The 24,422-nt window shown below is 68.1% G+C and carries 21 protein-coding genes; 11 read left to right on the plus strand and 10 right to left on the minus strand.

Features of this window, described 5'->3' with window-relative positions; all coding sequences use genetic code 11:
- Position 1: 1 nt before the first annotated feature.
- Positions 2-703, plus strand: coding sequence for a TspO-related membrane protein (locus PMES_RS14325; protein ID WP_159966409.1), 702 nt, complete (start codon positions 2-4; stop codon positions 701-703).
- A gap of 6 nt (positions 704-709) precedes the next feature.
- On the opposite strand, the gene der is transcribed toward PMES_RS14325, so the two are convergent.
- From der to PMES_RS14355, 6 genes are all read right to left on the minus strand, one after another.
- A complete protein-coding gene (gene der, locus PMES_RS14330) occupies positions 710-2,188 on the minus strand; it encodes a ribosome biogenesis GTPase Der (protein WP_159966410.1) in 1,479 nt (492 codons plus the stop codon).
- Positions 2,189-2,234: 46 nt separating this feature from the next.
- Positions 2,235-3,539 carry an outer membrane protein assembly factor BamB family protein gene (locus PMES_RS14335; RefSeq protein WP_159966411.1) on the minus strand — a complete coding sequence of 435 codons (1,305 nt, stop codon included), beginning with the start codon at positions 3,537-3,539 and terminating at the stop codon, positions 2,235-2,237.
- Positions 3,540-3,606: 67 nt separating this feature from the next.
- The gene (locus PMES_RS14340) at positions 3,607-4,251 is read right to left on the minus strand and encodes a hypothetical protein (protein ID WP_159966412.1); all 645 of its coding nucleotides are present in this window, start codon (positions 4,249-4,251) and stop codon (positions 3,607-3,609) included.
- An 82-nt stretch (positions 4,252-4,333) separates the two neighbouring features.
- Entirely contained in the window at positions 4,334-6,136 is a 1,803-nt protein-coding gene (locus PMES_RS14345) for an ABCB family ABC transporter ATP-binding protein/permease (protein WP_159966413.1), read from the minus strand.
- A gap of 97 nt (positions 6,137-6,233) precedes the next feature.
- Positions 6,234-7,163, minus strand: a complete 930-nt coding sequence (gene rarD, locus PMES_RS14350) for an EamA family transporter RarD (protein WP_159966414.1) — start codon at positions 7,161-7,163, stop codon at positions 6,234-6,236.
- A 4-nt stretch (positions 7,164-7,167) separates the two neighbouring features.
- The gene (locus PMES_RS14355; RefSeq protein ID WP_159966415.1) at positions 7,168-9,255 is read right to left on the minus strand and encodes a polysaccharide deacteylase family 2 protein; all 2,088 of its coding nucleotides are present in this window, start codon (positions 9,253-9,255) and stop codon (positions 7,168-7,170) included.
- A 135-nt stretch (positions 9,256-9,390) separates the two neighbouring features.
- On the opposite strand from PMES_RS14355, the gene PMES_RS14360 reads away from it, so the two are divergent.
- Positions 9,391-9,972: an anthranilate synthase component II gene (locus PMES_RS14360; protein ID WP_159966416.1), complete on the plus strand. Its 582-nt coding sequence runs from the start codon at positions 9,391-9,393 to the stop codon at positions 9,970-9,972.
- Positions 9,969-10,988 carry an anthranilate phosphoribosyltransferase gene (gene trpD / locus PMES_RS14365; protein ID WP_159966417.1) on the plus strand — a complete coding sequence of 340 codons (1,020 nt, stop codon included), beginning with the start codon at positions 9,969-9,971 and terminating at the stop codon, positions 10,986-10,988. The genes PMES_RS14360 and trpD overlap by 4 nt, the downstream gene beginning before the upstream one ends.
- Positions 10,989-11,036: 48 nt before the next feature.
- On the opposite strand, the gene PMES_RS14370 is transcribed toward trpD, so the two are convergent.
- The gene (locus PMES_RS14370) at positions 11,037-12,557 is read right to left on the minus strand and encodes an NAD(P)H-hydrate dehydratase (protein ID WP_159966418.1); all 1,521 of its coding nucleotides are present in this window, start codon (positions 12,555-12,557) and stop codon (positions 11,037-11,039) included.
- A gap of 178 nt (positions 12,558-12,735) precedes the next feature.
- On the opposite strand from PMES_RS14370, the gene PMES_RS14375 reads away from it, so the two are divergent.
- The 7 genes from PMES_RS14375 to PMES_RS14405 all read left to right on the plus strand — a co-directional run bounded on the left by PMES_RS14375 (position 12,736) and on the right by PMES_RS14405 (position 19,477).
- Entirely contained in the window at positions 12,736-13,074 is a 339-nt protein-coding gene (locus tag PMES_RS14375; protein ID WP_159966419.1) for a P-II family nitrogen regulator, read from the plus strand.
- A 120-nt stretch (positions 13,075-13,194) separates the two neighbouring features.
- Positions 13,195-14,601 (plus strand): type I glutamate--ammonia ligase, encoded by a 1,407-nt coding sequence (glnA, locus tag PMES_RS14380; RefSeq protein WP_159966420.1) that lies wholly within the window; start codon positions 13,195-13,197, stop codon positions 14,599-14,601.
- Between the two features lie 246 nt (positions 14,602-14,847).
- Positions 14,848-15,714, plus strand: a complete 867-nt coding sequence (locus PMES_RS14385) for a hypothetical protein (RefSeq protein ID WP_159966421.1) — start codon at positions 14,848-14,850, stop codon at positions 15,712-15,714.
- Between the two features lie 191 nt (positions 15,715-15,905).
- On the plus strand, positions 15,906-16,928 hold the full coding sequence (locus PMES_RS14390) for a sugar ABC transporter substrate-binding protein (protein ID WP_159966422.1): 1,023 nt from the start codon (positions 15,906-15,908) through the stop codon (positions 16,926-16,928).
- 103 nt (positions 16,929-17,031) lie between these two features.
- Entirely contained in the window at positions 17,032-18,105 is a 1,074-nt protein-coding gene (locus PMES_RS14395) for an ABC transporter permease (RefSeq protein ID WP_159966423.1), read from the plus strand.
- The gene (locus PMES_RS14400) at positions 18,105-18,878 is read left to right on the plus strand and encodes an ATP-binding cassette domain-containing protein (protein WP_159966472.1); all 774 of its coding nucleotides are present in this window, start codon (positions 18,105-18,107) and stop codon (positions 18,876-18,878) included. Before PMES_RS14395 ends, PMES_RS14400 begins: the two co-directional genes overlap by 1 nt.
- A complete protein-coding gene (locus PMES_RS14405; RefSeq protein WP_159966424.1) occupies positions 18,875-19,477 on the plus strand; it encodes a nucleoside/nucleotide kinase family protein in 603 nt (200 codons plus the stop codon). Before PMES_RS14400 ends, PMES_RS14405 begins: the two co-directional genes overlap by 4 nt.
- Here PMES_RS14405 and PMES_RS14410 read toward each other — a convergent pair.
- The 3 genes from PMES_RS14410 to PMES_RS14420 all read right to left on the minus strand — a co-directional run bounded on the left by PMES_RS14410 (position 19,464) and on the right by PMES_RS14420 (position 22,957).
- The gene (locus PMES_RS14410; protein WP_159966425.1) at positions 19,464-20,564 is read right to left on the minus strand and encodes an ABC transporter ATP-binding protein; all 1,101 of its coding nucleotides are present in this window, start codon (positions 20,562-20,564) and stop codon (positions 19,464-19,466) included. The two genes, PMES_RS14405 and PMES_RS14410, sit on opposite strands and share 14 nt — an antisense overlap.
- Before the next feature lie 124 nt (positions 20,565-20,688).
- Positions 20,689-22,074 carry an SLC5/6 family protein gene (locus tag PMES_RS14415; protein WP_159966426.1) on the minus strand — a complete coding sequence of 462 codons (1,386 nt, stop codon included), beginning with the start codon at positions 22,072-22,074 and terminating at the stop codon, positions 20,689-20,691.
- A gap of 103 nt (positions 22,075-22,177) precedes the next feature.
- Positions 22,178-22,957: an SDR family oxidoreductase gene (locus tag PMES_RS14420; RefSeq protein WP_159966427.1), complete on the minus strand. Its 780-nt coding sequence runs from the start codon at positions 22,955-22,957 to the stop codon at positions 22,178-22,180.
- 423 nt (positions 22,958-23,380) lie between these two features.
- Here PMES_RS14420 and PMES_RS14425 point away from each other — a divergent pair, with 423 nt between their 5' ends.
- Complete coding sequence (locus tag PMES_RS14425; RefSeq protein WP_159966428.1) at positions 23,381-24,400, plus strand: Hint domain-containing protein; 1,020 nt, start codon at positions 23,381-23,383, stop codon at positions 24,398-24,400.
- The last annotated feature ends 22 nt before the right edge of the window (positions 24,401-24,422 follow it).

Here is a 24,422-nt window from a genome sequence, read left to right on the forward strand (position 1 = left end):
CATGTGGAAAGCCCTTCTCGTTCTCGCGCTTGCCCTGGCCTTCGCCGCGGCGCCGCTCCTGACCCCCGATTTCGGTGGGTTCGATCCGTCGCTCTATCCGCAGCCGCAGGATGACCCGCCGGTGCAGCCCAAGGGCTATGCCTTCGCGATCTGGGGGCTGATCTATGCCTGGCTGGTCATCCATGCCGGGTTCGGCGTGATCGCGCGAGCGCGCCATGACGACTGGACCCCCACACGGCGCCCGCTCGCGGCCAGCCTGCTCGTGGGTGTGCCCTGGTTATCGGTCGCGATGATGAGTCCGGTCTGGGCCTCGATCATGATCTGGATCATGCTCGTCTGCGCGATCGCGGCCCTGCTGCGTGCGGGTCCGGCCGATCACTGGCTGCTGCGCGCCCCGATCGGGCTCTATGCCGGATGGTTGACCGCGGCCAGCTTCGTCTCCCTCGGCCTGCTCGCCGCGGGCTGGGGCCTCGTGGATCAACGCATCGCCGCCTGGGCCGCCGTCGCCGGGACCGTGCTCTTCGCCATCGCCGTACAAAGGCGCAGCACGGCCCGCACCTATGGCGCGGCGGTGGTCTGGGCCTTCATCGCCATCGCGGTGCAGAACTACGCCACCGACCCGTGGCTGACCGGCGGCGCCCTGGTGGCGGCCGCGCTCATCGCCATCGTGGCCGCCATCGGGCCGAACCGGCGCTACCGCTGAGGGCGGTCAGCCGCTGGCCGGTCCTTTCCCCAGATGCTTGCGAAGCCGTGAGGGCGTCGATTTCTTGTTGTTCTTGTACGGATTGTCCTCGGCCTGGCTCCGCAGGTAGAGCCGGATCGGCGTGCCGGGCATGTCGAAATGCTCACGCAGACCATTCACCAGATACCGGTTGTAGCTCTCGGCGAGCTTGTCAGGATGCGAGCACATGACCACGAAGCCCGGCGGGCGGGTCTTGGCCTGGGTCATGTAGCGCAGCTTGATGCGTCTGCCGCCGGGAGCGGGCGGCGGATGCGCCTCGACCATCGCCCCGAGCCAACGGTTCAGCCGCGCGGTCGAGATGCGCCTGTTCCAGACTTCATGTGCCCTGATGACCGCGGCCTGCAACTTGTCGAGATTCTTGCCGGTTTTGGCGGAGACGGTGACGAGGGGCGCGCCGCGAAGCTGCGGCAGCAACCGCTCGAAGGCTTCGCGCAGCTCGCGTGCCTTGTTGGACTTGTCGTCCTCGATATCCCACTTGTTCACGGCGATGACGACCGCCCGTCCCTCTCGCTCGGCGAGGTCGGCAAGGCGGAGATCCTGTTGCTCGAAGGGGATCGATACATCGAGAAGCAGGATCACGACCTCGGCGAACTTGATGGCGCGCAGCCCGTCGGAGACGCTCATCCGCTCGAGCTTCTCCTGGACCTTCGCCTTCTTGCGCATGCCGGCCGTGTCGAAAAGGCGGACGGGCACATCGTCCCAGTCCATCGTGACGGAAATGGAATCGCGCGTGATGCCCGCCTCCGGCCCGGTCAAGAGCCGCTCCTCGCCAAGGAACTGATTGATCAGGGTGGACTTTCCCGCATTGGGCCGGCCGACGACCGCGACCTGGAGCGGCTTCTCACGCGTCGGCACGCGCGGGGCATCCTCGGGCTCGCCCTTGTCGTCGAGGCGCAGCGTGACATCCGTCTCCGGCGCCTCGGCGCTGTCGTGGCGGGCCCGCTCGGCGAAGGCATCCGCGAGGGGCATGAGCTGCGCATGCAGATCGTTGAGCCCCTCGCCGTGCTCGGCGGAAAGCGCGATCGGCTCGCCGAGCCCGAGCCCCCAGGCCTCGATCAATCCGCCCTCGGCGGCGCGTCCCTCGGCCTTGTTGGCCGCGAGGATCACGTTGGCATTCTTCTTGCGCAGGATCTCGGCGAAGATCTCGTCCGTTGGCAGGATCCCGACCCGGGCATCGACCATGAAGAGGCAGATATCGGCCATCTCGACGGCGCGCTCGGTCAGCCTGCGCATCCGTCCCTGCAGCGAATCGTCCGTCGCCTCTTCGAGACCGGCCGTATCGATGACGGTGAAGCGCAGATCGCCGAGCCGCGCCGCGCCTTCGCGCAGGTCGCGGGTGACGCCCGGCTGGTCATCCACGAGCGCGAGGCGCTTGCCGACGAGGCGGTTGAAGAGGGTCGACTTGCCCACATTCGGGCGGCCGACGATGGCAAGGGTGAAACTCATGGCCGTCTCCGATCACTCAGGCTGAGGCCCATATACCCTTTGTCGCCTATCTGAAAGCCAGAAGCTGTCCAGCCTGCGAGACGACGTAGAGGGTGCGTCCGGCGACAACGGGATTGGTGCTCGCGCCCGAGGGCAGCTCGAGACGCCGCAGGATGCGGCCGCTGACCGGATCGGCCCCGCGCAGATACCCGTCCGAGGAGGCGATCCACAAAAGGCCGCCCGCCAGGATCGGCCCGTAATGGGCGTAGACGGCCTCCCGCCGCTTGGGCAGGGGCGATTCGAAATAGGGCAGCGGATTGGACCAGATCCGCTCGCCGGTCGCCGCGTCGAGGCGGATCAGCTCGGCCTGGTCGGTCGCCGCGAAGAGCGAGCCGCCGCTCACGAGCGGCGGGGACATCGCGCCCTCGCGCGCTTCCCAAAGCTGCGTTCCGCTCGACAGATCGAAGGCCGCGATCCGCCCCGAGGGATTGCCCGCGTAGACGGTGTTCCCCTTGATGACCGGATCGCCCGTGATGTCGGTGATCGAGGCATAGGTCGGCTCCGGCCTGTTGCCCGCGACATGGCCCTTCCAGACCCGCGTGCCCCCCACCGGCAGCGCAGCGATGATCTCGGTGCTCGAGAAGGGAAAGACGGCATAGCCTTCCGCGATCGCGGGCGCCGCGCCGTTGACCACGCCCGCCTCGCTCGGGGTGCCCGTGAAGCTCCAGCGCACGCGGCCGTCGGCGGTGTCGATGGCCAAGGCCCGCGCATCGCGGGTCACCACGTAGACCAGATCGTTCGCGACCGTCGGCGCGCCGGTGGCGGTCGCGTCGAGATCCTGCCGCCAAAGCTCGGCCCCGGTCGCCACGTCGAGCGCGGCGAGACCGGCGAAGCCCGTCGAGACGAAGAGTTTGCCGCCCGACACGGCGAGCCCGGCGCCCGATGCGTCATCCGTCCGCTCGCCGGCCGGCGTGAGATCCGCCGACCACAGCCTGCGTCCGGCCAGATCATGCGCCATGACGCGGGCGCGGCTGTCGACCGTGAAGATGCGCCCGGCATCGATTGCCGGGTCGGCGGTGATGTGATGCTTGCGTCCCTCGCCCTGCCCGATCGGCGTGGACCATACAAGGCGCGGCGTGGCCGAGAACGCCGCATGTCCCTGCGCATGGGCGGGACCGCCTGCACGATGGGTCCAGGAGGCGATATCGACCGCCGGCGGCAGCGTGATCGGCAGGGCGCGGTCCACGGAGGAGGCGGCGGGCCGCTCACCGTCGACCGTCAGCCGCTCGCCGCTCAGGATCAGCTCGGGCTCCGTGCAGCCGGCTGCGAGACTGCCCAGAATGGCGGCGATCAGTGCCGGTTTGATGGTCATCGCTTTGCCCCTACCCGTCCCGTTCATTGGATCGTGCGGCGGCGATCCCGCCAGCCGCGCGCCGTTTTCAGCCAGCGTCGAGCGATCCGCCGAGCGCCACAATCAACTGCGACACACGCCGGCGCAAGTCCGGGGTCGCATCGCCATCCTCGAGAATGGCGCGCAGTCGCTCGAGTGCCGCATCTTTCTGCTCCGCGGCGACTTCCGCGAGGGCGAGCTGCTCGAGCGCGAGGAGCCTGAAGGGGGCGCCGGGTGCCTGCAGGGGCTCCAGGAGGGCGGCGATCCGCTCGAGCGGAAGCGTGTCCTGCTCGATCATGACGATCTTCAGGGCGGCGAGGTCGCGGTAGAGCTGCGGCAGCTCGCCGCCGGCGACGATCTCCTCGAGCTGCGTGACCGCGGGGCCCGCGCCATCGCTGCCCTCGGCGGCCATCATCGCGATCACGGCACGCTGCGCCCCTTCGGCGGGGATTGCCAGAAGCGCCGCGCGCCGCGCCTCGGGGCTGTCCTTTGCGAGGGAGGCGAGGATCGCATCGCCGAACGCCTGCGCCTGTGCGGCATCGCGCGCCTGGCGCCATTCGTTCCACGCAGCGCCCCCGACGATCAGCACGACCGCGAGCACCGCGATCCAGCCATAACGCTTGATGAAGCCGAACAGGCGCTCGCGCCGGACCTCTTCGGACACTTCGTCGATGAAACTGTCGGTATTGCTCACGCCTGCCTCCGGATTGCTGCGCCCGTCTTACCCCGAGCGCGCGGGAAATGTGAAGCGGTTGCGGCACCGCGCCCGCGCGGTCTCACGCGTTCTCCTCCTCGGCGGCCTGTCTTTGCCAAAGGCTGGCATAACGCCCCCCGCGAGCCAGGAGCGCGGTATGCGATCCGCTTTCGACAATCAGGCCGTTCTCGAGCACCACGATCCGGTCCGCGTCGGCGATGGTCGAAAGACGGTGTGCGATGGTCAGGACCGTGCGCCCTTCGCCCATCGCGCGCAGCTGATCCTGGATGTCGCGCTCCGTCTCGGTATCGAGCGCGCTCGTGGCCTCGTCCAGCAGCAGGATGGGCGGATCCTTGAGCAGGGTGCGGGCGATGCCGACGCGCTGCTTCTCGCCGCCCGAGAGTTTCAGCCCGCGCTCGCCCACGGCCGTGTCGTAGCCCTCTGGCAAGGCGATGATGAAATCGTGGATACGCGCATGCCTGGCGGCCGCCTCGATCTCGGCCTCGCTGGCACCGGGCCTGCCATAGGCGATGTTGTAGCGGATCGTGTCGTTGAAAAGCACCGTGTCCTGCGGCACGACGCCGATCTGCGCGTGCAGGCTGTCCTGCGTGACATCGCGCAGGTCCTGCCCGTCGATCCGGATCGATCCGCCATTGACGTCGTAGAAGCGGAAAAGGAGCCGGCCGATCGTGGATTTGCCCGAACCCGACGGGCCCACGATGGCCCAGCGCTCGCCGGCCGGCACGCGCAAGGTGATCCCCTTGAGTATGGGACGCGCGGCATCGTAGCCGAAGCTGACATTGTCGAAGACGACCTCGCCGCCACTCACGCGCAGCTCGCGCGCATCGGCCGCATCGCGCACCTCCGCAGGCTGCTCGAGAAGACCGAACATCTCTCCCATGTCCACGAGCGCCTGCCGGATCTCGCGATAGACGGTCCCAAGGAAGTTCAGCGGCGTGGTGATCTGGATCATGTAGGCGTTGACCATGACGAAATCGCCCGTCGTCAGCGCGCCGCTCTGAACGCCCGCCGCCGCCATCACCATCACCGTGACCAGCCCGGCGGTGATCAGCAGGGCCTGTCCGAAATTCAGGAAGGACAGGGTATAGGCGGTCTTGATCGCGGCCTTCTGGTAGCCGGCCATCGCCATGTCGTAGCGCTCCGCCTCGCGCAGTTCGGCGCCGAAATACTTCACCGTCTCGAAATTGAGCAGGCTGTCGATCGCCTTCTGGTTCGCGTCCTGGTCCTGGGCGTTCATCTCGCGGCGGATCTTAACGCGCCATTCGGTGATGGCGAAGGTGAAGGCGACATAGAGCACCACCGTCACCGCGAGAACCAGCAGGTAGCGGATGTCGAAGACGACGGCGAGCACCACCCCCGTCAGGATCAGCTCGAGCGCCAGGGGCCCGATCGAGAAGAGCAGGAAGCGCAGCAGGAACTCCACCCCCTTCACCCCGCGCTCGATGATCCGGCTCAGCCCCCCGGTCTTGCGGCTGATGTGGTAGCGCAGGCTCATCCTGTGGATATGGGTGAAGGTCTCGAGCGCCAGTTGCCGCAAGGCCCGTTGCCCGACTGCGGCGAAGAAGCCGTCGCGCAATTGGTTGAAGCCCGTGCTGAAGAGCCGCGCCATGCCGTAAGCGACGGTCAGCCCGATCGCCCCGGCGCCCAGCATCCACGCCGCCGAAGCCCCCTCGCCCGACAGATTGTCGACGGCGGCCTTGTAGAAGAAGGGCGTGGCGATCGCGATCAGCTTGGCGATCAGGAGCATCACCATCGCCGCGACGACGCGGCGCTTCACCCAGCCCTGCCCCTTTGGCCACAGGTAGGGGGCCACGCGCATGATGACCCGCAGGCCGCTGGCATTCGTCTGCGTGTCTTGTGTCATGGTCCCCGTCCTCGATGAGGCGCGGAGGGTATGCGAGCCCGGCGGGGATGACCAGTGCCGCGGCTCGGCCCCGCCAGCGCCCGGCCCCTCGCCGCTGTCAGATCGCGGGCGCGACCGATCGCCGGGCCCGCCGCGCGCGCCTGTCGGCCAGGAACAGCTCGCCCGAATAGAGCGCGAGCGCCGTCCAGATCATCGCGAAGGCGATGCCGTGCCAAGGGGTGAAGAGCTCGCCGAATATCGCGACGGCGACGATGAATTGCAGCGTCGGGTTGAGATATTGCAGCAGGCCGACACTGGCCAGGCGAAGCCGGCGGGAGGCGTATGAAAAAAGGATCAAGGGCGCGCCGGTGATCGGGCCAGCCGCCAGGAGGAGGAGGGTCTGAACAGGATCGGTGCCGAAGGCGCTCCCCCCGCCCGGCATCATGCCCGTCACCAGCAGGTAGCCCAGCGCGAGAGGCGCGAGCAGGAGCACCTCGGCCGTGACCGACAGGACCGGGCCGGCGGTGATCATCTTCTTGAGCACCCCGTAAAGCCCGAAGGAGCCGGCGAGACCGAGCGAGATCCATGGCGCCGCCCCCAGCCCGAACGCAAGCTGCGCCACGCCCAGCGCGGCCAGGACGATCGCGGCCCATCCCGCCCGGCTCAGCCTTTCGGAAAAGAGCGTGACGCCGAAGAGGACCGCGACGAGGGGGAAGATGTAATATCCCATGCTTGCCTCGAGGCCCCGCCCCGCCTGGACCGAGAAGATGAACAGGAACCAGTTGGTCGAGATCATCACCGCCGCGGCCAGGATCAGCAGCAGGCCGCGCCCCGGCCTGACCACGGCGCGCAGCTCGCCAAGCCGGCCCTGGAGCGCGATCACCCCGGCGAAGAAGACGAGCGACCACAGCGTGCGGTGCGCAAGCACCTTGAGCGGCGGCACCTCGGCCAGAAGCTTGTAATAGAGCGGCGACAGCCCCCAGATGGTGCAGCAGACGATCATCGCGACGAGGCCGCGAAGAGCCGCGTTCGGAGCATCGGGGGCCATTGCGTCAGCGGCCTGCGGTCAGCGCGGTCGAGATCGGCGCGAGCGTGACGCCGGATGCCCGCTCGCTTTCCATCCACTGGTCGAGCGCCTCGAGCGTTTCGGGACGGTTGCGCCCGAAGAGGACGACGGTCGAAAGCTGCCTTGCCCGGAAGGCGGCATGGTCGAGGAAGCGCTTGACCGCGGCACGGTCCTGTCCCTCGCCATCGATCTGCCGGAAGACGAGCGCGCCCGGAATGCCCGCGCGCCTGGCCTCCTGCTGCGCACCGTTCAGTCCGCGCGGGAAGGTCACGAGCCCGTGCCCGGTCTCGTCGAGCCGTGCGAGGATCTGCTGCATCGCCGTCCGGTCGTCCTGCAAGTCGCCCGCTGGGTCATCCATCACCGCGACGGCCTCGGGCACCAGGGTCAGGCTGTCCTGCAGCGCCGCGTCGACATCGCTTGCCAGCGCACCGCGCGGCACCGACGGAATCATCACCACCTCGCGACCGGCCGCGCGGTAGGCGGCGGCACGGCTTTGGGCATCGCGCTGGCCCGCGTCGATCGCGATGGTGACAGGCAGCTCCGTGTCGATCAGCGGTCCGCCCGTGTCGAGCAGCACGATCGACAGGATCGGACCCTCGATCCGTCCGGCCGGCGCGGCCGCATAGCGCATCAGCGCGCTGTCGGGATCGGGCGCCGGGCGCGTTTGCGCCCCGTTGGCGGGCGCCGCATCCTGCGTCCGCTTGCGCGGCCGTACCGGGTTCGCGCCCTGCGGTCCGGTGGCATCGATGACGCGCGGCGCGGGCTCGCGGCCAAAGCCGACACCGCGCAAACCGCCCTCGTCCAGCGCCAGGCGGCGGATACCGGGGGCGGAGGGGCTTGGCGCTTCGGGGGCGAGCACGGCGGGCGCGTCGATGGTCTTCTGGGCAAGCGCGCCGCCGGGGCGCGGTCCGGCACTTGGCGGCTTTCCGGGCTCGGCCCCGCGCATGCCGCCCTCCGGCGCCGCGGGTTCGGCCGCCGGCCGGCTGTCCTGCTCGGGCGCGGCCGGCACGAAGAGCGCGTCCGCGTCCGGATCGGGCCGCTCCGCGCCGGGAGCGGCATCATCGGTGGCAGGCTCCTCGGGCGGTGTCCCGGCCGTCGGTGCCGTCTCGCGGGCTGGTAGATCCGGCGCGGCCGCACCCGCGGATGCCATTTCCGCCGGGCTGCTGCGGGACGTGACGCCTGGCGCCGTATTCTCTGCGAAGATCGAACTCTCGCCGTCCACGGGCGCCGGCGCGCCGGGCGCATCGGCGGCGATGCCATCGACGATCGCGAGACGCTCCAGCGGCTCGACACGTGGCAGCGCGCCTGGCTCGTCGGGAATGGCTGCGCGGCCAGGCGTGGCTGCCGCTCGGTCGCCGCGCATCTCGGCGCGCGGGGCGCCCGGCGGCGCCTCCTCGGTCGGAAGGGGCACGGCCCCCGGCGCCGCGTCCGCGACTTCGACAGCCGGGAGCGCGTCATCCCCCGTCGCCGAGCCGGTATCGCGCTGGGCGGGTTCGCGCGCCGGGGACGGTGTCCGGCCGGTTTCGGGGCGGTCTTCCTCGAAAAGCGCGCTGCCGGCATTCGCCGAAGCATCTTCCCCGGCGCCGCCATCCCGAGGCGCCGCTGCGACTTCCGGCGCGTCTGCCAGTGCTACGGGCTTGTCCTCACCGGAGTGCGTATCGACGAAAAGCCCGCCCTCATCCCCGGCATCGATTTCGCCACCCTCTGCGGAGACGGCATTGGCCGTTTCCGTTTCGGGTGCGGGCGCTGTTTCCGGAACGAAGATCGATGGTTCATCGCCCGGCTCCGGCGTGCCGCCCGGGCTTGTGTTCTCGGCGCTCCGTATCACGGCCGCATCACCGGGCGCGGAGCCGGCGGTCACCGCATCATCGCTCGCAGCATCGCGGCTGGCCTCATCGGTGGCGGCCGCGCCAGAGACCCGAGCGTCCGGTGCGCCGGGCCGGTTGGCCGCGACGGTCCCATCCCCCGGACGCACCGGCAGGCTTCGCTCGTTCACCAGCTGGGCCGCGAGAACCACGCTCAGCGTCGCCGCGACGCTTCCCCAGACCAGACCGGATATGAACCCTCGATTCACGCTCTCACCCCGTTCGTCGCCGAGTGGCGCGCGGTGCTTCGCCGCTTGACGCCAACCGCCCCGTTTGCGCATGTATATCGCGACCGCCCCGGGGGTTCACCCCCTTGCGACAGACCTAGCGACGGGAATCGAACTTTGCTGCTCCTGATCGACAATTACGACAGTTTCACCTATAACCTCGTGCATTATTTCGGAGAGCTCGGCACGGAGGTCACGGTTCGGCGCAACGATGCGCTGACGGTCGCCGAGGCGCTCGCCCTGCGGCCCGAGGGGATCGTGATCTCGCCCGGTCCGTGCGATCCGGACCGCGCCGGCATCTGCGTGCCGCTGATCGAAGGGGCCGCCGAGGCGCGTGTGCCCCTCCTGGGGGTCTGCCTCGGCCATCAGGCGATCGGGCAGGCATTCGGCGGCCGGGTCCAGCGCCATGACGAGATCGTGCATGGCAAGCGCGCCGCGATCCGGCATGGGGGCAAGGGCGTCTTTGCCGGTCTTCCCGATCCGTTGACGGCGACGCGCTATCACAGCCTCGTCGTCGCGCGCGAGGGGCTGCCGGAATGCCTCGAGGTGACGGCGGAGCTCGATGACGGGACGATCATGGGGCTGGCGCACCGGACGCTGCCCATCGAGGGGGTGCAGTTCCACCCCGAATCGATCGCCTCCGACCATGGCCATGACATGCTGCGCAGCTTCATAGGCCGGCTCGGGGTGGCGGCATGAGCGAGGCGCTCAAGCCGCTGATCGCGATCGCCGCCGAACGGGCGCTCAGCCGCGCGGAGGCCGGGGAGGCCTTCGCCATTCTCTTCGAGGGCGATGCGACGCCCAGCCAGATCGGCGGTTTCCTGATGGCGCTGCGCACGCGGGGCGAGTCGGTGGACGAATACGCAGCGGCGGCGGCGGCGATGCGCGACCGCTGCCGCAAGCTGCGCGCGCCGCAGGGCGCAATCGACATCGTCGGCACGGGCGGCGATGGCAAGGGCACGCTGAACATCTCGACCGCCGCGGCCTTCGTGGTCGCCGGCGCGGGCGTGACGGTCGCCAAGCATGGCAATCGCAACCTCAGCTCGAAGTCCGGCGCGGCGGATGCGATCGGCCAGCTGGGGATCGACGTGATGGCCGGCCCCGAGATCACGCAAAGGGCAATCGAGGAAATCGGCATCGGCTTCATGATGGCACCCATCCATCACCCCGTGGTCGCGCATGTGATGCCGACGCGCACCGAGCTGGGAACGCGGACGATCTTCAACATTCTCGGACCCCTCACAAACCCTGCCGGCGTGCGGCGCCAGTTGACGGGCGCCTTTTCCGCCGATGTCATCCGGCCGATGGCCGAGACGCTCGCGGCGCTGGGAAGCGAGGCCGCATGGCTGGTGCATGGCGGCGACGGGACGGATGAGCTGTCGATCTCCGCTCCGAGCCGGGTTGCGATCCTCGAGAACGGCGCCGTGCACGAGACCGAGATCTCGCCGGAGGATGCCGGCCTTCCCCGCCATCCCTTCTCGCAGATCGTGGGCGGAAGCCCGGCCGAGAACGGCGCCGCCTTCCGCGCGCTCCTGCAGGGCGAGGTAAGCGCCTACCGGGATGCGGTCCTGCTCAATTCCGCGGCGGCGCTCCTGCTGGCGGGCCATGCAAGCGATCTCAGGAGCGGCGCGCAGATGGCCGCCGAAAGCATCGACAGCGGCGCCGCGCGCGGCAAGGTCGACGCGCTGGCCGCATTGGCGCCCCTGCGCCGTTGACACTGCCCGTCCGGGGGCGCCGCGCGGGACGTCCCTCCGGCGCCCGGCTCAGCACAGCGCGCGAAGGACGGCGGGCACCTGCCGCTCCAGATCCTCGGCGATCAGTCCCGGCCCGAATTCCAGCGCGGCGGAGACATGCATCCAGCTTGCATCCCGCGCCGCGGGGAGTGGCTGCATGCCGCGTGCGAGCAACCCGGTGATCAATCCCGCGAGCACGTCGCCCGCGCCCGCGGTGGCAAGCCATGGCGCGGCGCGCCCGTAGGCGGCGCTGCTGAGCCAGGTCTCCCCCGATGGCGCCGCGATCACCGTATCATGCCCCTTCAGAAGCACGTGGCACCCCGCCCGCGCGGCCGCTTCGCGCACCGCGGACAGCTTGTCATGCCCGGGGGGCGCGGCAGAGACCTCGCCCAGGGTCCGGCTGATATCGGGGAACAGCCTGGCGAATTCTCCCCCATGCGGGGTCAGGACGCAGGCCTCGTGCAGCAGCGCGAAGGGCGCGTCCTCTCGCGAGAGCAGCGTCAGCGCATCGGCATCGAGAACCGTCGGCCGCCCGGCATCCAGGGCGGCGCGCAGGAGAGCCCCGGCACGCGCATCGGTCCCGAGCCCCGGCCCAAGGCAGAGCGCGTTGATCCGTTCATCACCCGCGAGCCATTCGGTCAGGGCGGCCGCATCGGGCAAGGTCCTGAGCATGACCGCCTCGAGCTGCGCCGCGTTCTCGGCCAAGGCGTCCGGCGGCGGAGCGAGGCTGACCAGTCCGGCACCGATTCTCAGGGCCGCACGGGCGGCGAGCCGTCCGGCCCCCCCGCGCCCGGAGCCCCCGGCCAGAACGAGCGCATGACCGTGATCGAACTTGTGCGCGCCGCGTTTGAGAAGCCCCGCCGGAGGACCGGCAAGGCGCGCGGCGACCGCGGCCCCGCCGATGTCGATCCCGATATCGGCCACCACGAGACGGCCACTGAGCTCCGGCCCCGAGGCTAGGTAATGCCCCGGCTTGGCGGCCGCGAAGGTGACGGTCAGATCGGCCGGGAGGCAGGCGCCGTGGCACCGTCCCGAATCGGCATCGAGCCCGGAGGGAATGTCGACCGCCACGCGCCGGAATGTGTCGGCGCGGCCGGCTTCGGCGATACGCTCGAAAAGCTGTGCCATCTCGCCCGACACCGGGCGGCTCAGGCCGATGCCGAATACCGCGTCGACGAGGAGCGCCGCGTCCGGCAGGGCGTCCGGAGCCTTGCTCGCCGGATGAACTGGGCCGTGGCGCTCCCATGCCGCCCGCGCGCGCGCCGCGTCGGGCGGCGATCGCCCCGACCCGGCCGCGCAGAGCGTGACGGACCAACCGGCCTGCGCCAGATGCCGCGCGATCACGTAACCGTCGCCGCCATTGTTGCCCGCACCGCAAAGAACGACCGCCGCCCGGCCCTGCCCGCCGGCAAGCTCGGGCCAGTTGGTCATGACCGCGCCGAGGGCCGCCTCGCCCGCGCGCTCCATCAGTGCGCCCTGCCCGTTCTGCGGCATCGCGAGGGCCGCCGCCTCTGCCGCGCGCATCTCGCGCGCGCCGATGAGGATGCTCATGCGTCCCACCCCCCGGCACGGGTTTTCAAACCGCACAAAAAATCATCGGTTTGCATGTTCGTTGCGCAGAGCATAGGAATTTCCCTTGAGCCGGCCCGATCGAGACGGGTCTTGCGATTGAGCCCCGAGCCGGGAGATGGTCTGAGCCGGTAGACGCACCTGAAGGAGTTGGCGAACCATGAAAAAGATCGAGGCGATCATCAAGCCCTTCAAGCTCGACGAGGTCAAGGAAGCGCTCCAGGATGTCGGCGTCCAGGGTCTCAGCGTGCTGGAGGTCAAGGGCTTCGGCCGTCAGAAGGGCCATACCGAGCTGTACCGCGGTGCCGAATACGTCGTCGATTTCCTTCCGAAGGTGAAGATCGAGGTGGTTCTCGACGACAACCAGGTCGAGGGCGCCATCGAGGCGATCGTGGCCGCTGCCAAGACCGACAAGATCGGCGACGGCAAGATCTTCGTCTCTCCGGTGGAGCAGGCGATCCGCATCCGGACCGGCGAGACGGGCTCGGACGCGCTCTGAGCCACGGATGCCCGCGCGAGGGCGAAGGAATGACGACGATCCGCCGCCCGGTCCGACCGGCGGCAGAGCCGGGCCCGAAGGCCCGCGAATGAATATCAAACCCGAGGGGACTGGATACCCATGAGCAAATCTGACCTGCTTAAGTTGATCAAGGACGAGGATGTCGAATATGTCGACGTCCGTTTCACCGACCCGCGCGGCAAGCTGCAGCATGTCACCGTGGTCGCCGATCTCGTGGACGAGGATTTCCTCGACGAGGGCTTCATGTTCGACGGATCGTCGATCGCCGGATGGAAGTCGATCGAGCAGTCGGACATGAAGCTAATGCCCGATCCCAGCTCCGCCTATCTCGATCCCTTCTACGCCGAGAAGACGCTGGCCGTGCATTGCACCGTGCTCGAGCCCGACACCAACGAGCGTTATGACCGCGACCCGCGCGCGACCGCCCGCAATGCGGAGGAATACCTCAAGTCCACCGGCATCGGTGATGTCGCCTACATGGGACCCGAGGCCGAGTTCTTCCTGTTCGACGACGTGCGCTTTGCCGTGACCTCGAACAAGGTCTCCTACCAAGTGGACGCCAATGACGGCGCCTGGAACTCGGATACCGAGTACGAGATGGGCAACATGGGTCACCGTCCCGGCATCAAGGGCGGCTATTTCCCGGTCAACCCGATCGATGACGGCCAGGACATCCGCGGCGAGATGCTCTCCACCATGAAGCGGATGGGCATCAAGGTCGACAAGCACCATCACGAGGTCGCCTCCTGCCAGCACGAGCTTGGCATGATCTTCGGCACGCTCACCGAGCAGGCCGACAACCTCCAGAAATACAAGTACGTCATCCACAACGTGGCCCATGCCTATGGCAAGTCCGCGACCTTCATGCCCAAGCCGATTTCCGGCGATAACGGCTCGGGGATGCACGTGAACATGTCGATCTGGAAGGATGGCAAGCCTGTCTTCGCCGGCGACAAGTATGCCGATCTCTCCGACGAGGCGCTGTTCTTCATCGGCGGCATCCTCAAGCACGCCAAGGCACTCAACGCCTTCACCAACCCCTCGACCAACAGCTACAAGCGCCTGATCCCCGGCTTCGAGGCGCCCGTGCTGCGGGCCTATTCGGCGCGCAACCGCTCGGGCTGCGTCCGTATCCCGTGGTCCGAATCCCCCAAGGGCAAGCGCGTCGAGGCCCGCTTCCCCGATCCGGCCGCCAACCCCTACCTGTGCTTCGCGGCGCTGCTGATGGCCGGCATCGACGGGATCAAGAACAAGATCCACCCCGGCGAGGCGATGGACAAGGACCTCTACGACCTTCCCGCCGAAGAGCTGGCCGGCATCCCGACCGTCTGCGGCAGCCTGCGCGAGGCGATGGAAGAACTCGAGAAGGACATGGACTTCCTCGTGGCCGGCGACGTGTTCACCCGCGACCAGATCCGCGGCTACATGGATCTGAAGTGGGAAGAGATCTACGCCTACGAGCACACGCCGCACCCGGTCGAGTTCAAGATGTATTACAGCTGCTGATCGCCCGCGGTCACGGCAGATTGTTTGGAAAGGGCGTCCCACGGGGCGCCCTTTCGCGATATGGGCGCGGGCCATCGGTGCGGGTCCGTATGTCCATCGAGGCATGGTGGCCTCGTAAAAGCGCAAGGTTCGCGCATAATTGTCCGCATTGGGCCACGATCACCGCAATCATGGCCGCTTCATGCCGAAATCTGTCCGCAATTGGCCGCCATCCAAAGGTTAACGGATCGAATGGCGGACACGCAAATGACTGCACGTTACGAAGAGACAACGGCCCGCGTCGAATACGCCGCGCCGATATCGCTCGACATGGCCCGTATCGCAGGCCCCCTCGAGGCCCGGCTGGCCACGCGCGGCGCCCGCTTCGATGTCATCGGGACGACCCAGGACGATGAGCTGCAATTCATCTCCGGCAGCCTCATCGTGACCCTGCGCCGCTGCGCCACCGACGCCTCCAGCCTGCGTGTCGCCGCCGCCAGCCTCGTCGGGGCCGGCCATCCGCGCAGCATGGCCGCGGCAAGGTTCGCGGCCTGCACCGCCGTGGTGCGGCAGCTCCTCGCGCTTCGGCAGGCCGACCGTGTCGTGTGGAAACACAAGGGCCGGACATATGTCACGGCAGAGCAGATGGAGACGGAGATCGAGCCGCAGCGGGTGCGCCGTGCCATGCGGCAGCTTCCGGAGGTGACCGACATGCCGCGCGCCGCGCTGCCGGCTCCGCGGGCGAAGGTCGCCCTGTCCGGGGAGGGCGCGGAGGATGGCGAGCGCGCGATGCGCGATCTGCGCCGCGAGCTTGGCGCCTCCCCGGCCTCGCCCGAGCGTGATCCGGCGCGCCTGGGGGCATGGGGCGAGAAGGTCGCGCTCTACGCGCTGAACGCGCTCCTGGTTGCAATTTGCGCGCCTGTCGGCGCGGGAATGATGGTCTACAGCCTGTTGCGCGGCGGCTCGGTCACCGTCAGCGCGCGCGCGATGGGGATCACCGGCGCCGGGATCGGCTTCTCGAGCCTCGCGGCGGCACCTGCCCTCGCGCAAATCACCGTGCCGGCCACGCAGGGCCTGACCGCCGCTCTCGACACGCTCGCGCCTGTCGGATCGTTGATCGCCTCGCTGTTCTGACAGCCGGCGCGGCACCGGATGATCCGGCGCCGGACGCCGGGACACCGCGCGGCCGGCGACTCCCGCATAGGTGGAATGTTGACGCTAAAGGAATTCGGTGACTATCTGATCGGCGAGGGCGGGTCGGGACCCGGGGCTGCATGGTCAGGCTAGGGTGCAGAGTCGCTCCAGACATAATGGGGAGGACCGATATGACCAAACTGATTTCCGGAACCGCGCTCGCGCTGATCGCCTCGAGCACGATGGCCTTCGCCGAGGCGCATATGCAGACAAGCGCCTGCCTGATCACCAAGACCGATACGAACCCCTTCTTCGTGAAGATGAAGGAAGGCGCGCAGGCCAAGGCCGAAGAGCTCGGCATCGCGCTCAAGACCTATGCCGGCAAGGTCGACGGCGATCATGAAACGCAGGTGCAGGCGATCGAGACCTGCATCGCCGACGGCGCGAGCGGCATCCTGCTGACCGCATCGGACACGTCCTCCATCGTCTCCGCCGTGCAGCAGGCCCGCGATGCCGGTCTCCTCGTGATCGCGCTCGATACGCCGTTGCAGCCCGCCGACGCCGCGGATGCGACTTTCGCCACCGACAATTTCCTCGCCGGCAAGCTGATCGGGGAATGGGCGCGGGCCAAGCTCGGCGACGACGCACAGAACGCCAGGATCGCCATGCTCGACCTTTCGGTCAGCCAGCCTTCGGTCGATGTGCTGCGCGACCAGGGTTTCCTTGAGGGGTTCGGCATCGAGCTGGGCGATCCCAACGTGATCGGCGACGAGAGCGACGACCGGATCGTGGGCAATGACGTGACCGCCGGCAACGAGGAAGGCGGCCGCAAGGCGATGGAGAACCTCCTTGCCAAGGACCAGGATATCAACGTGGTCTACACCATCAACGAACCCGCGGCTGCCGGGGCCTACGAGGCGCTGAAGAGTTTCGGCCGCGAGAATGACGTGCTGATCGTTTCCGTCGATGGCGGCTGCCCCGGCGTGCAGAACGTGGCCGATGGGGTCATCGGGGCGACGTCGCAGCAATATCCGCTGAAAATGGCCTCGCTCGGGGTCGAGGCGATCGCGCAATATGCCAAGGACGAGACCCTCCCCCAGCCGACCGAGGGCAAGTCCTTCTTCGATACCGGCGTGGCGCTCGTGACCGATCAGCCGGTCGATGGGGTCGGTTCGATCTCCGTCGACGAAGGCAAGGAGCTGTGCTGGGGCTGAAGCCTCGCCGAACCGCGGCCGGGGACGCCAGGGTGGTGTTTCCGGCCGCAAGCCGGCGGGCCGTGCGATACATGGCCGGCCGACCAGCCAGAGGGGGGAGCCCATGAGCGAGCGTGCCGCGGCGGCGCAGGATTACGAATCCGCGCTGAACAGGGAAACCGATCGCCTCGCCGAGTTCGAGGATCACCGGACCGGCCTCATTCACAAGATCCAGCATGCGCTGCACCAGACACCGAGCCTCGTGCCCCTGGTCGTCCTGCTGCTTTCGATCGCCATTTTCGGGATCCTGCTGGGGGCCAAGTTCTTCTCTCCCTTCGCGCTGACCCTCATCTTGCAGCAGGTGCAGATCGTCGGCATCCTCGCCGCCGCGCAGAGCCTTGTGATCCTGACCGCCGGCATCGACCTCAGCGTCGGGGCGATCATGGTGCTCAGCTCGGTCGTCATGGGACAGGTGACGTTCCGCTACGGCCTGCCTCCGGCGATCGCCGTTCTTGCCGGTCTGCTGGTCGGCACGGCGATCGGCGCGGTCAACGGCTGGCTCGTCGCGCGCGTGAAACTGCCGCCCTTCATCGTGACGCTGGGCATGTGGCAGATCGTTCTCGCCGCGAACTTCCTCTATTCGCGCAACGAAACCATCCGCGCGCAGGATATCGAGGCGGCGGCGCCACTGCTGCAGATCTTCGGCGCCAAGTTCCAGATCGGCGGTGCCGTCTTCACGGTGGGGGTCGTCTTCATGGTCGCGCTCGTGGCACTCCTGGCCTACGCGCTGCGCCAGACCGCCTGGGGCCGGCATGTCTATGCGGTGGGCGACGACATCGAAGCGGCGCAGCTCTCGGGCGTGCAGGTGAACCGGGTGCTGATGTCGGTCTACATGTTGTCGGGTCTGATCTGCGCCTTCGCGGGCTGGGCCCTCATCGGGCGGATCGGCTCGGTCTCGCCAACCTCGGGACAGCTTGGCAACATCGAGAGCATCACGGCGGTCGTGATCGGCGGCATCTCCCTTTTCGGTGGGCGCGGCTCGATCCTGGGCACCCTCTTCGGTGCGCTGATCGTGGGCGTCTTCACGCTGGGGCTGAGGCTCCTCGGAGCGGATGCGCAATGGACTTATCTGTTGATCGGCGTGCTGATCATCGGGGCGGTGGCCGTGGACCAGTGGATCAGAAAGGTGACGGTGTGATGGAGCCGATCTTGCAGGGCCGCAACCTGGTGAAGCGTTATGGCCGCGTCACTGCCCTCGATCATTGCGACTTCGAGCTCTACCCGGGCGAGATCCTCGCGGTGATCGGCGATAACGGCGCCGGCAAGTCCAGCCTCATCAAGGCAGTGTCCGGCGCAGTGGTCCCGGATGCAGGCGAGGTTTTCCTCGAGGGGCGGAAGATGCGCTTCGCCTCGCCGCTCGACGCGCGCAGCCACGGCATCGAAACCGTCTATCAGCAGCTTGCGATGTCTCCGGCCCTGTCGATCACGGACAACATGTTCATGGGCCGCGAGCTGCGCAAGCCGGGCTTTCGCGGCAAATGGCTGCGCCAGCTCGATCGCGGGGCGATGGAGGCCTTCGCGCGTGACAAGCTCTCAGAGCTGGGCCTGATGACGATCCAGAATATCAACCAGGCGGTCGAGACCCTCTCCGGCGGACAGCGGCAGGGCGTGGCCGTGGCCCGTGCGGCGGCCTTCGGCTCCAAGGTCATCATCCTCGACGAGCCGACCGCCGCGCTGGGTGTGAAGGAGAGCCGCAGGGTGCTCGAGCTGATCCAGGATGTCAGGTCGCGCGGCATTCCCATCTTGTTGATCAGCCACAACATGCCACATGTCTTCGAGCTGGCCGATCGCATCCATATTCACCGCCTCGGCAAGCGGCTCTGCGTCATCCGCCCGGAGGATTACACGATGTCCGACGCCGTCGCCTTCATGACCGGCGCGCGTGACGCCCCCGACCAGGTCGTGCAGTGACGGATCTCGCCGCGCGGATCGCGGCGCTTCCCCCCGGGCGGCGCCACCTCGTCGCGCTGGCCGGGCCGCCCGCCGCCGGCAAGTCATACCGCGCCGAGCGGATCACCCGCGCACTTGCGGATAAAGGGCGCGTCGCCTCGGTCCTGCCGATGGACGGCTTCCATCTCGACGACGCGATTCTCGAACGGCGCGGCCTGCGCGCCCGCAAGGGCGCACCCGAGACGTTCGACCTTGCCGGTTTGCGTCGATGCCTCGAGGCAATCCATGCCGGGGGGGAGGTCATCCACCCCGTCTTCGACCGCGCGCGCGAGATCGCGATCGCCGGCGCGGGTGAGATCCCCGCGCAGTGCGAACTCGTCATCGTCGAGGGCAACTACCTGCTTCTGGACCGGCCGGGTTGGCGCGACCTTGCCGGCCTGTGGTCCCTGAGCATCCGGCTCGCCCCACCCCGGGACGAGATCGAGCGCCGCCTGTGCGCGCGCTGGGAACAGCACGGCTACGACGAATGCGCGGCGCGCGCCAAGCTCGAGGGAAACGATCTGCCCAATGCGCGGCTGGTCCTGCGCTGCAGCCTTGCGGCGGACATCACCCTGGAGTGAGCGTCTCGCCGCGATCGGGAAAGACGAAGCAGCGGCCGCGCCGGATCATCAGCCAAAGCGGCGTGCCGGGCTTGGGCAGGAAGACGGACGGCACCGTGGCGCTCATCGCGGAGCCATCGTAGTCGAGCGCGAACTCGACGAGACTTTCCTTGCCGATGAAACGCGAGCGGGTCACCACGGCGCGGGCGGGCGTGCCATCCTCGGGCGTGGGAAGGGGGCCGCGCCCGGCCCGGTCGAAATCGATCCTGACATGCTGGGGCCGGATCACGATATCCACGCAGGTTCCGTCCGGCAGACCCGGCGCGAGGAACTGCCCGAAGGCGGTCTGCGTGAGCGCGCCGCGCACCGTGCCCCGGATAACGTTGATATCGCTGAAGAAGGCCGCAGCCGCCTTGTCGACGGGCGCGTTGTAGACGTTGTAGGGCGCGCCGAACTGGACGATCTTTCCCGCCCGCATGAGCGCGATCTCGTCGGCCATGCGCATCGCCTCTTCCGGCTCATGGGTGACCAGGAGGACGGCGGTGCCCTCCTCCTTCAGGATCGAAAGCGTCTCGTCGCGGATCCCGTCGCGCAGACGGTTGTCGAGCCCCGAGAAGGGCTCGTCCATAAGCATGATCCTGGGGCGCGGCGCGAGGGCACGCGCGAGGGCGACGCGCTGCTGCTCGCCGCCGGAGAGCGCATGCGGGAACGCGTCGATATAGCGGGCGAGATCGACACGGGCCAGGAGCTCCTCGACCCGGCTGCGCTTCTGTGCCTTGCGGCCCTTGAGGCCGAAGGCGACGTTGTCGGCCACCGACAGATGTGGGAAAAGCGCGAAATCCTGAAACATCAGTCCGATGGAGCGCTTCTCGGGCGGCACCCTCGTATGGGTGTCACAGATCAGCTTGCCGTCGACATGGATGGTGCCGCTATCCTGCATCTCGACCCCGGCGATCATGCGCAGCGTCGTCGATTTCCCGCAGCCCGAGGGGCCGAGAAGGCAGGTGATGTGGCCGGGCTCCACCGAGAAGCTCACATCATCGACCACCGTTCGGCCGCCATAGCTGCGGGTCAGTCCCTTGACCGCCAATCTTGGGGGAATGCTCAACTTGCGTGACCTTCGGCTCGCATCCGGACGCAGCTGTCCGGGCAGGAGCGACCTAGCAGTCACCCCCGCCCGCTTCAACCCTGCCCGCCTTTACCCAGCCCGCGGCGGGGCGCGTTCGCATCTCTCAATGCCGCGGCGCGGCCTCCCCCTGCCGCGCGCCGGCCAGGACGGCCGCGAACCCGGCGGCGAGCACGCCCAAGCAGATCAACAGGAGTTGTTCGTATTTATGCGCATCGGGCAGGAGGGCGGCAACGGCGCCCCAGTCGCGCAGGAAATACATGATCGCCCCGATCATCGCACTCGCGAACGCGATCAGATAGGACCAGCGGGCAATGCGCCGCCGTGCAAAGAGCCCGACCGCCAGGACCGGTGCCAGGAACATCGAGGCCGTGCCGCTCACCGCGACCGCATCGAAGAGCGAGGCGTTGCCCCACAGGGTCAGCGCGACCCCGCCGAGCATGAAAACGATCATCGCCGCGCGCCCGCCCGACAGGCTGCGCGGTGCGATCCGGAACTCCTCGACCGTCAGGCGGGCGGCCGATGCGAGGGCGCTGTCGAGGGTGGAGAGTGCCGAGATCAGCAGCGATACGAGCAGAAGGGCGAAGACCCAGGGCGGGAACATGCCCGACCATGTCCCGAGAAGCTCACCCTCATAGGCGGCGCCGACGATGCTCGCCTGGATCCCGAAGAAGCCGAAACCGATGATGCACAGGGCCGAGATCCAGAAGGCATGGATGAAGGAGCGCCGGGTCGTGGCCGGATCGGCGATGAAGCCGCGATCCATCATGACCGGGTCATGCGCGGGATAGGAGAAGACCTGCAACGCGGCAACGGCCAGCAAAATCCAGCCATTATAGCCTCCGGCGGTGCCCGGCGCTGTCAGAACGGCAACCGGATCGAAGCCCGGCGCCGTCACCAGCCAACCGAGCGCGAAGGCGAAGGCGGCGAGAAAGAGGAGCATCTGCATCACGTCCGTGCGCAGCGCCGCCGTCAGCCCGCCCCAGGCCGAATAGGCCAGGCCAAGCGCAGCCACGGCGAGGATGGCCGCCATGCCGGCCCAGGGCGTTCCGGGAAGGACCGCGGCAAAGATCAGCCCGACCACGAGCAGGTTGGCGAAAACCTCGCTCAGCAGGCGTAGGGCGATCACCAGGTTGTAGCAGCTTGTGCCGACCGCGCCGAAACGGCGCCCCAGCCAGTCCTGCACCGATTGCGCGCCATCGGCTCGCAGCCGGCCGACGATCGCGCCGCCGGTCAGGAAGGACAGGTAGTAGGCGGCATACGCCAGGGTGCCGGCGATGCCGTAATAGTAGCCGAGGATGGCGGAATTCATCAGCGAGCGGGCGAAGATCCAGGTCGTGACCTGGCTGAGCGCGAGTGTCCAAAGGCCCGGCGCATGACCCTGCGCATCCGTTCCGCCGAAGAAACCCTCCACCGAGGCGCGGCGCGGCGCGGCGACCAGGCTGAGCGCGACGACGAGCGCCGTCCCGGCGAAAATGGCGATCACGAGCATGAGAGTCCTCCCGAAGAATTGGCCTTTCAGCAGGTAGCAGGCCGAATGTCCCCTGCACAGCGCAGCTTTCGGCGCGCACGCAAACGTGCGCGCCCGTCATGCCTTACAGGGTTGCGTTGACCGCGCCCCCGTCGAGCAGGACGTTCTGCCCGACCATGAAACCGGCATGGACCGAGCACATGAATGCACAGGTGGCGCCGAACTCGGACGGGGTGCCGTAGCGGCGGGCCGGGATGGTGGCCTCGCGGCGCGCCTGCGCCTCGGCAATGTCGATCCCCTGCTGCGCGCTGACCCCCTTGTCGAGCGAGATGGCCCGGTCGGTCGCATGGATGCCGGGCAGCAGGTTGTTGATCGTCACGCCATGCGGCGCCACCTGCCGCGCCGTTCCCGCGACATAGCCGGTCAGGCCCGCGCGGGCGCTGTTCGACAATCCTAGGGCCGGGATGGGCGATTTGACGGAGACGGAGGTGATGTTCACCACCCTGCCCCATCCGCGCTCCATCATGCCGGGCAGGCTCGCCTTCATCAGCCCGATCGGGGTCAGCATGTTTGCATCCAGGGCGGCGATGAAATCGTCGCGCGACCAGTCTGTCCACATCCCCGGAGGAGGTCCGCCCGCATTGGTCACGAGAATGTCGATATCGCCAGCCGCATCGAGCACCGCGCGCTGGCCTTCGGATGTCGTCACATCGCAGGCGACGGTCTCGACCGACACGCCGAACGTGCCGCGTATCTGCGCCGCCGCCGCCTCGAGCGCGTCGCTGCCGCGCGCATTCATCACCAGATCGACGCCGGCCTCGGCAAGCGCCCGCGCGCAGCCGAGCCCCAGGCCCTTGGACGATGCCGTCACCAGCGCACGCCGCCCCCTGATCCCCAGATCCATTCGCTTCTCTCCCTGCTGTTCCGAACACGGTGTCCGGTCAGGTTCCGCAATACCAGCCGCGCCGCATGCCGGGAAGAACCGCATGACCTGTCCCTTTCGGTAAGGATTTGCGGCTAAGATGCGATGAGGTGACAGGCGGCGCCTCGAATGGTGGCGCGTGCCGCCAAGCAGTTGTGCCGAAATGGCAAGTTTCATATTCTCGGCCGCACGGATTATGCCAGAACGGCATGGCGGAGGCGGGCCGCGGCCGGGCATAGCGCCCCCCCCCCCGGACCTGGTCGATGCATCCGGCGTCTGGCCACGGACGGCGCGTCCTCGGCTGCTACAGCCGGGTGATCGCGGGGCATGCGGACGACGTTGGGGAAGCGGTTGCGTATTCGTCGGTCGACGTCCTGACCGATCATCGCGGGAGCGAAGAGCCAGATGAGTTTCGAACGTCAGATCGACCAGGATCCGGCATATAGCCTTGCGGTGCTGCGCGCTGCGGGCTTCGTTGCGATCGATGGCGCGAATCTGGGTGATCCGATCGGCCCGGCATTCGAGCTGTCGCTCGGCGATGTCTACATGCTGTCGGCACGTCGGCACGGCGGACGGCTCGGCGTTGCGGGCGCACGGGGCGACGCGCCGCTCGCGATCGCTGCGGGCAGCGATCTGGGCCGGGTGGGCGCCCCGCTGCATCTCGATTGCTGCGCGACATTCATGACCCCCGATGGTGCCACCGTGGAGGCCCTCATCCTCGTCGAACTCGATGGCGCCTCCTCCCTGATCGCGGAGGTCTATGTCTATCCGCTCGCCCGGCTCAGGCCGAAACGCGAATATTCCCTTGTCGCCATCGACCGAGACGGCGCGCCGGCGCGTCTTGCCGAACTGGCCTGCGTCTCCTTCACGCGCGGAACGCATATCACCATGGCCTCGGGGCGGCAGATCCCGATCGAGCGGATCACCCCGGGGGACAGTGTCCTGACGCGCGATCACGGCGCGCAGAAGGTCCGCTGGATCGGGCATCATACGGTGCGCGCCGTGGGCGATCTGGCCCCGATCCGCATCAACAAGGGTGTCCTTCACAACGAGAACGCGCTCATCGTCAGCCCCAATCACCGCCTCTTCGTCTATCAAAGACAGGACCGCGCGAAGGCCGGTGCCGCCGAGATTCTGGTGAAGGCGAAATACCTCATCGACGGTGACACGATCACGCGGACCGATGGCGGCTTCGTCGATTATTTCCAGATCCTTTTCGATCGGCACGAGCTCATCTTCGCCGAAGGCATCGCCGCCGAAAGCCTGATGATCGACACCCGTACCCGGCAGATGCTTCCGGCCGATCTGCGCCTCGCCTACCCGCCGCAACTGTCCGAGAGGGCGCCCGGCAGGACCGAGCTGTCGCGCAAGAGCCTCGATCGTGCGAATGCCGCGAGCCTGCTGCGGGCCGCATCCACGGGCTGACCCCGAAGCCGCCGGCGCGCCG

Source organism: Profundibacterium mesophilum KAUST100406-0324, from assembly GCF_009835145.1.
Taxonomy (GTDB): domain Bacteria; phylum Pseudomonadota; class Alphaproteobacteria; order Rhodobacterales; family Rhodobacteraceae; genus Profundibacterium; species Profundibacterium mesophilum.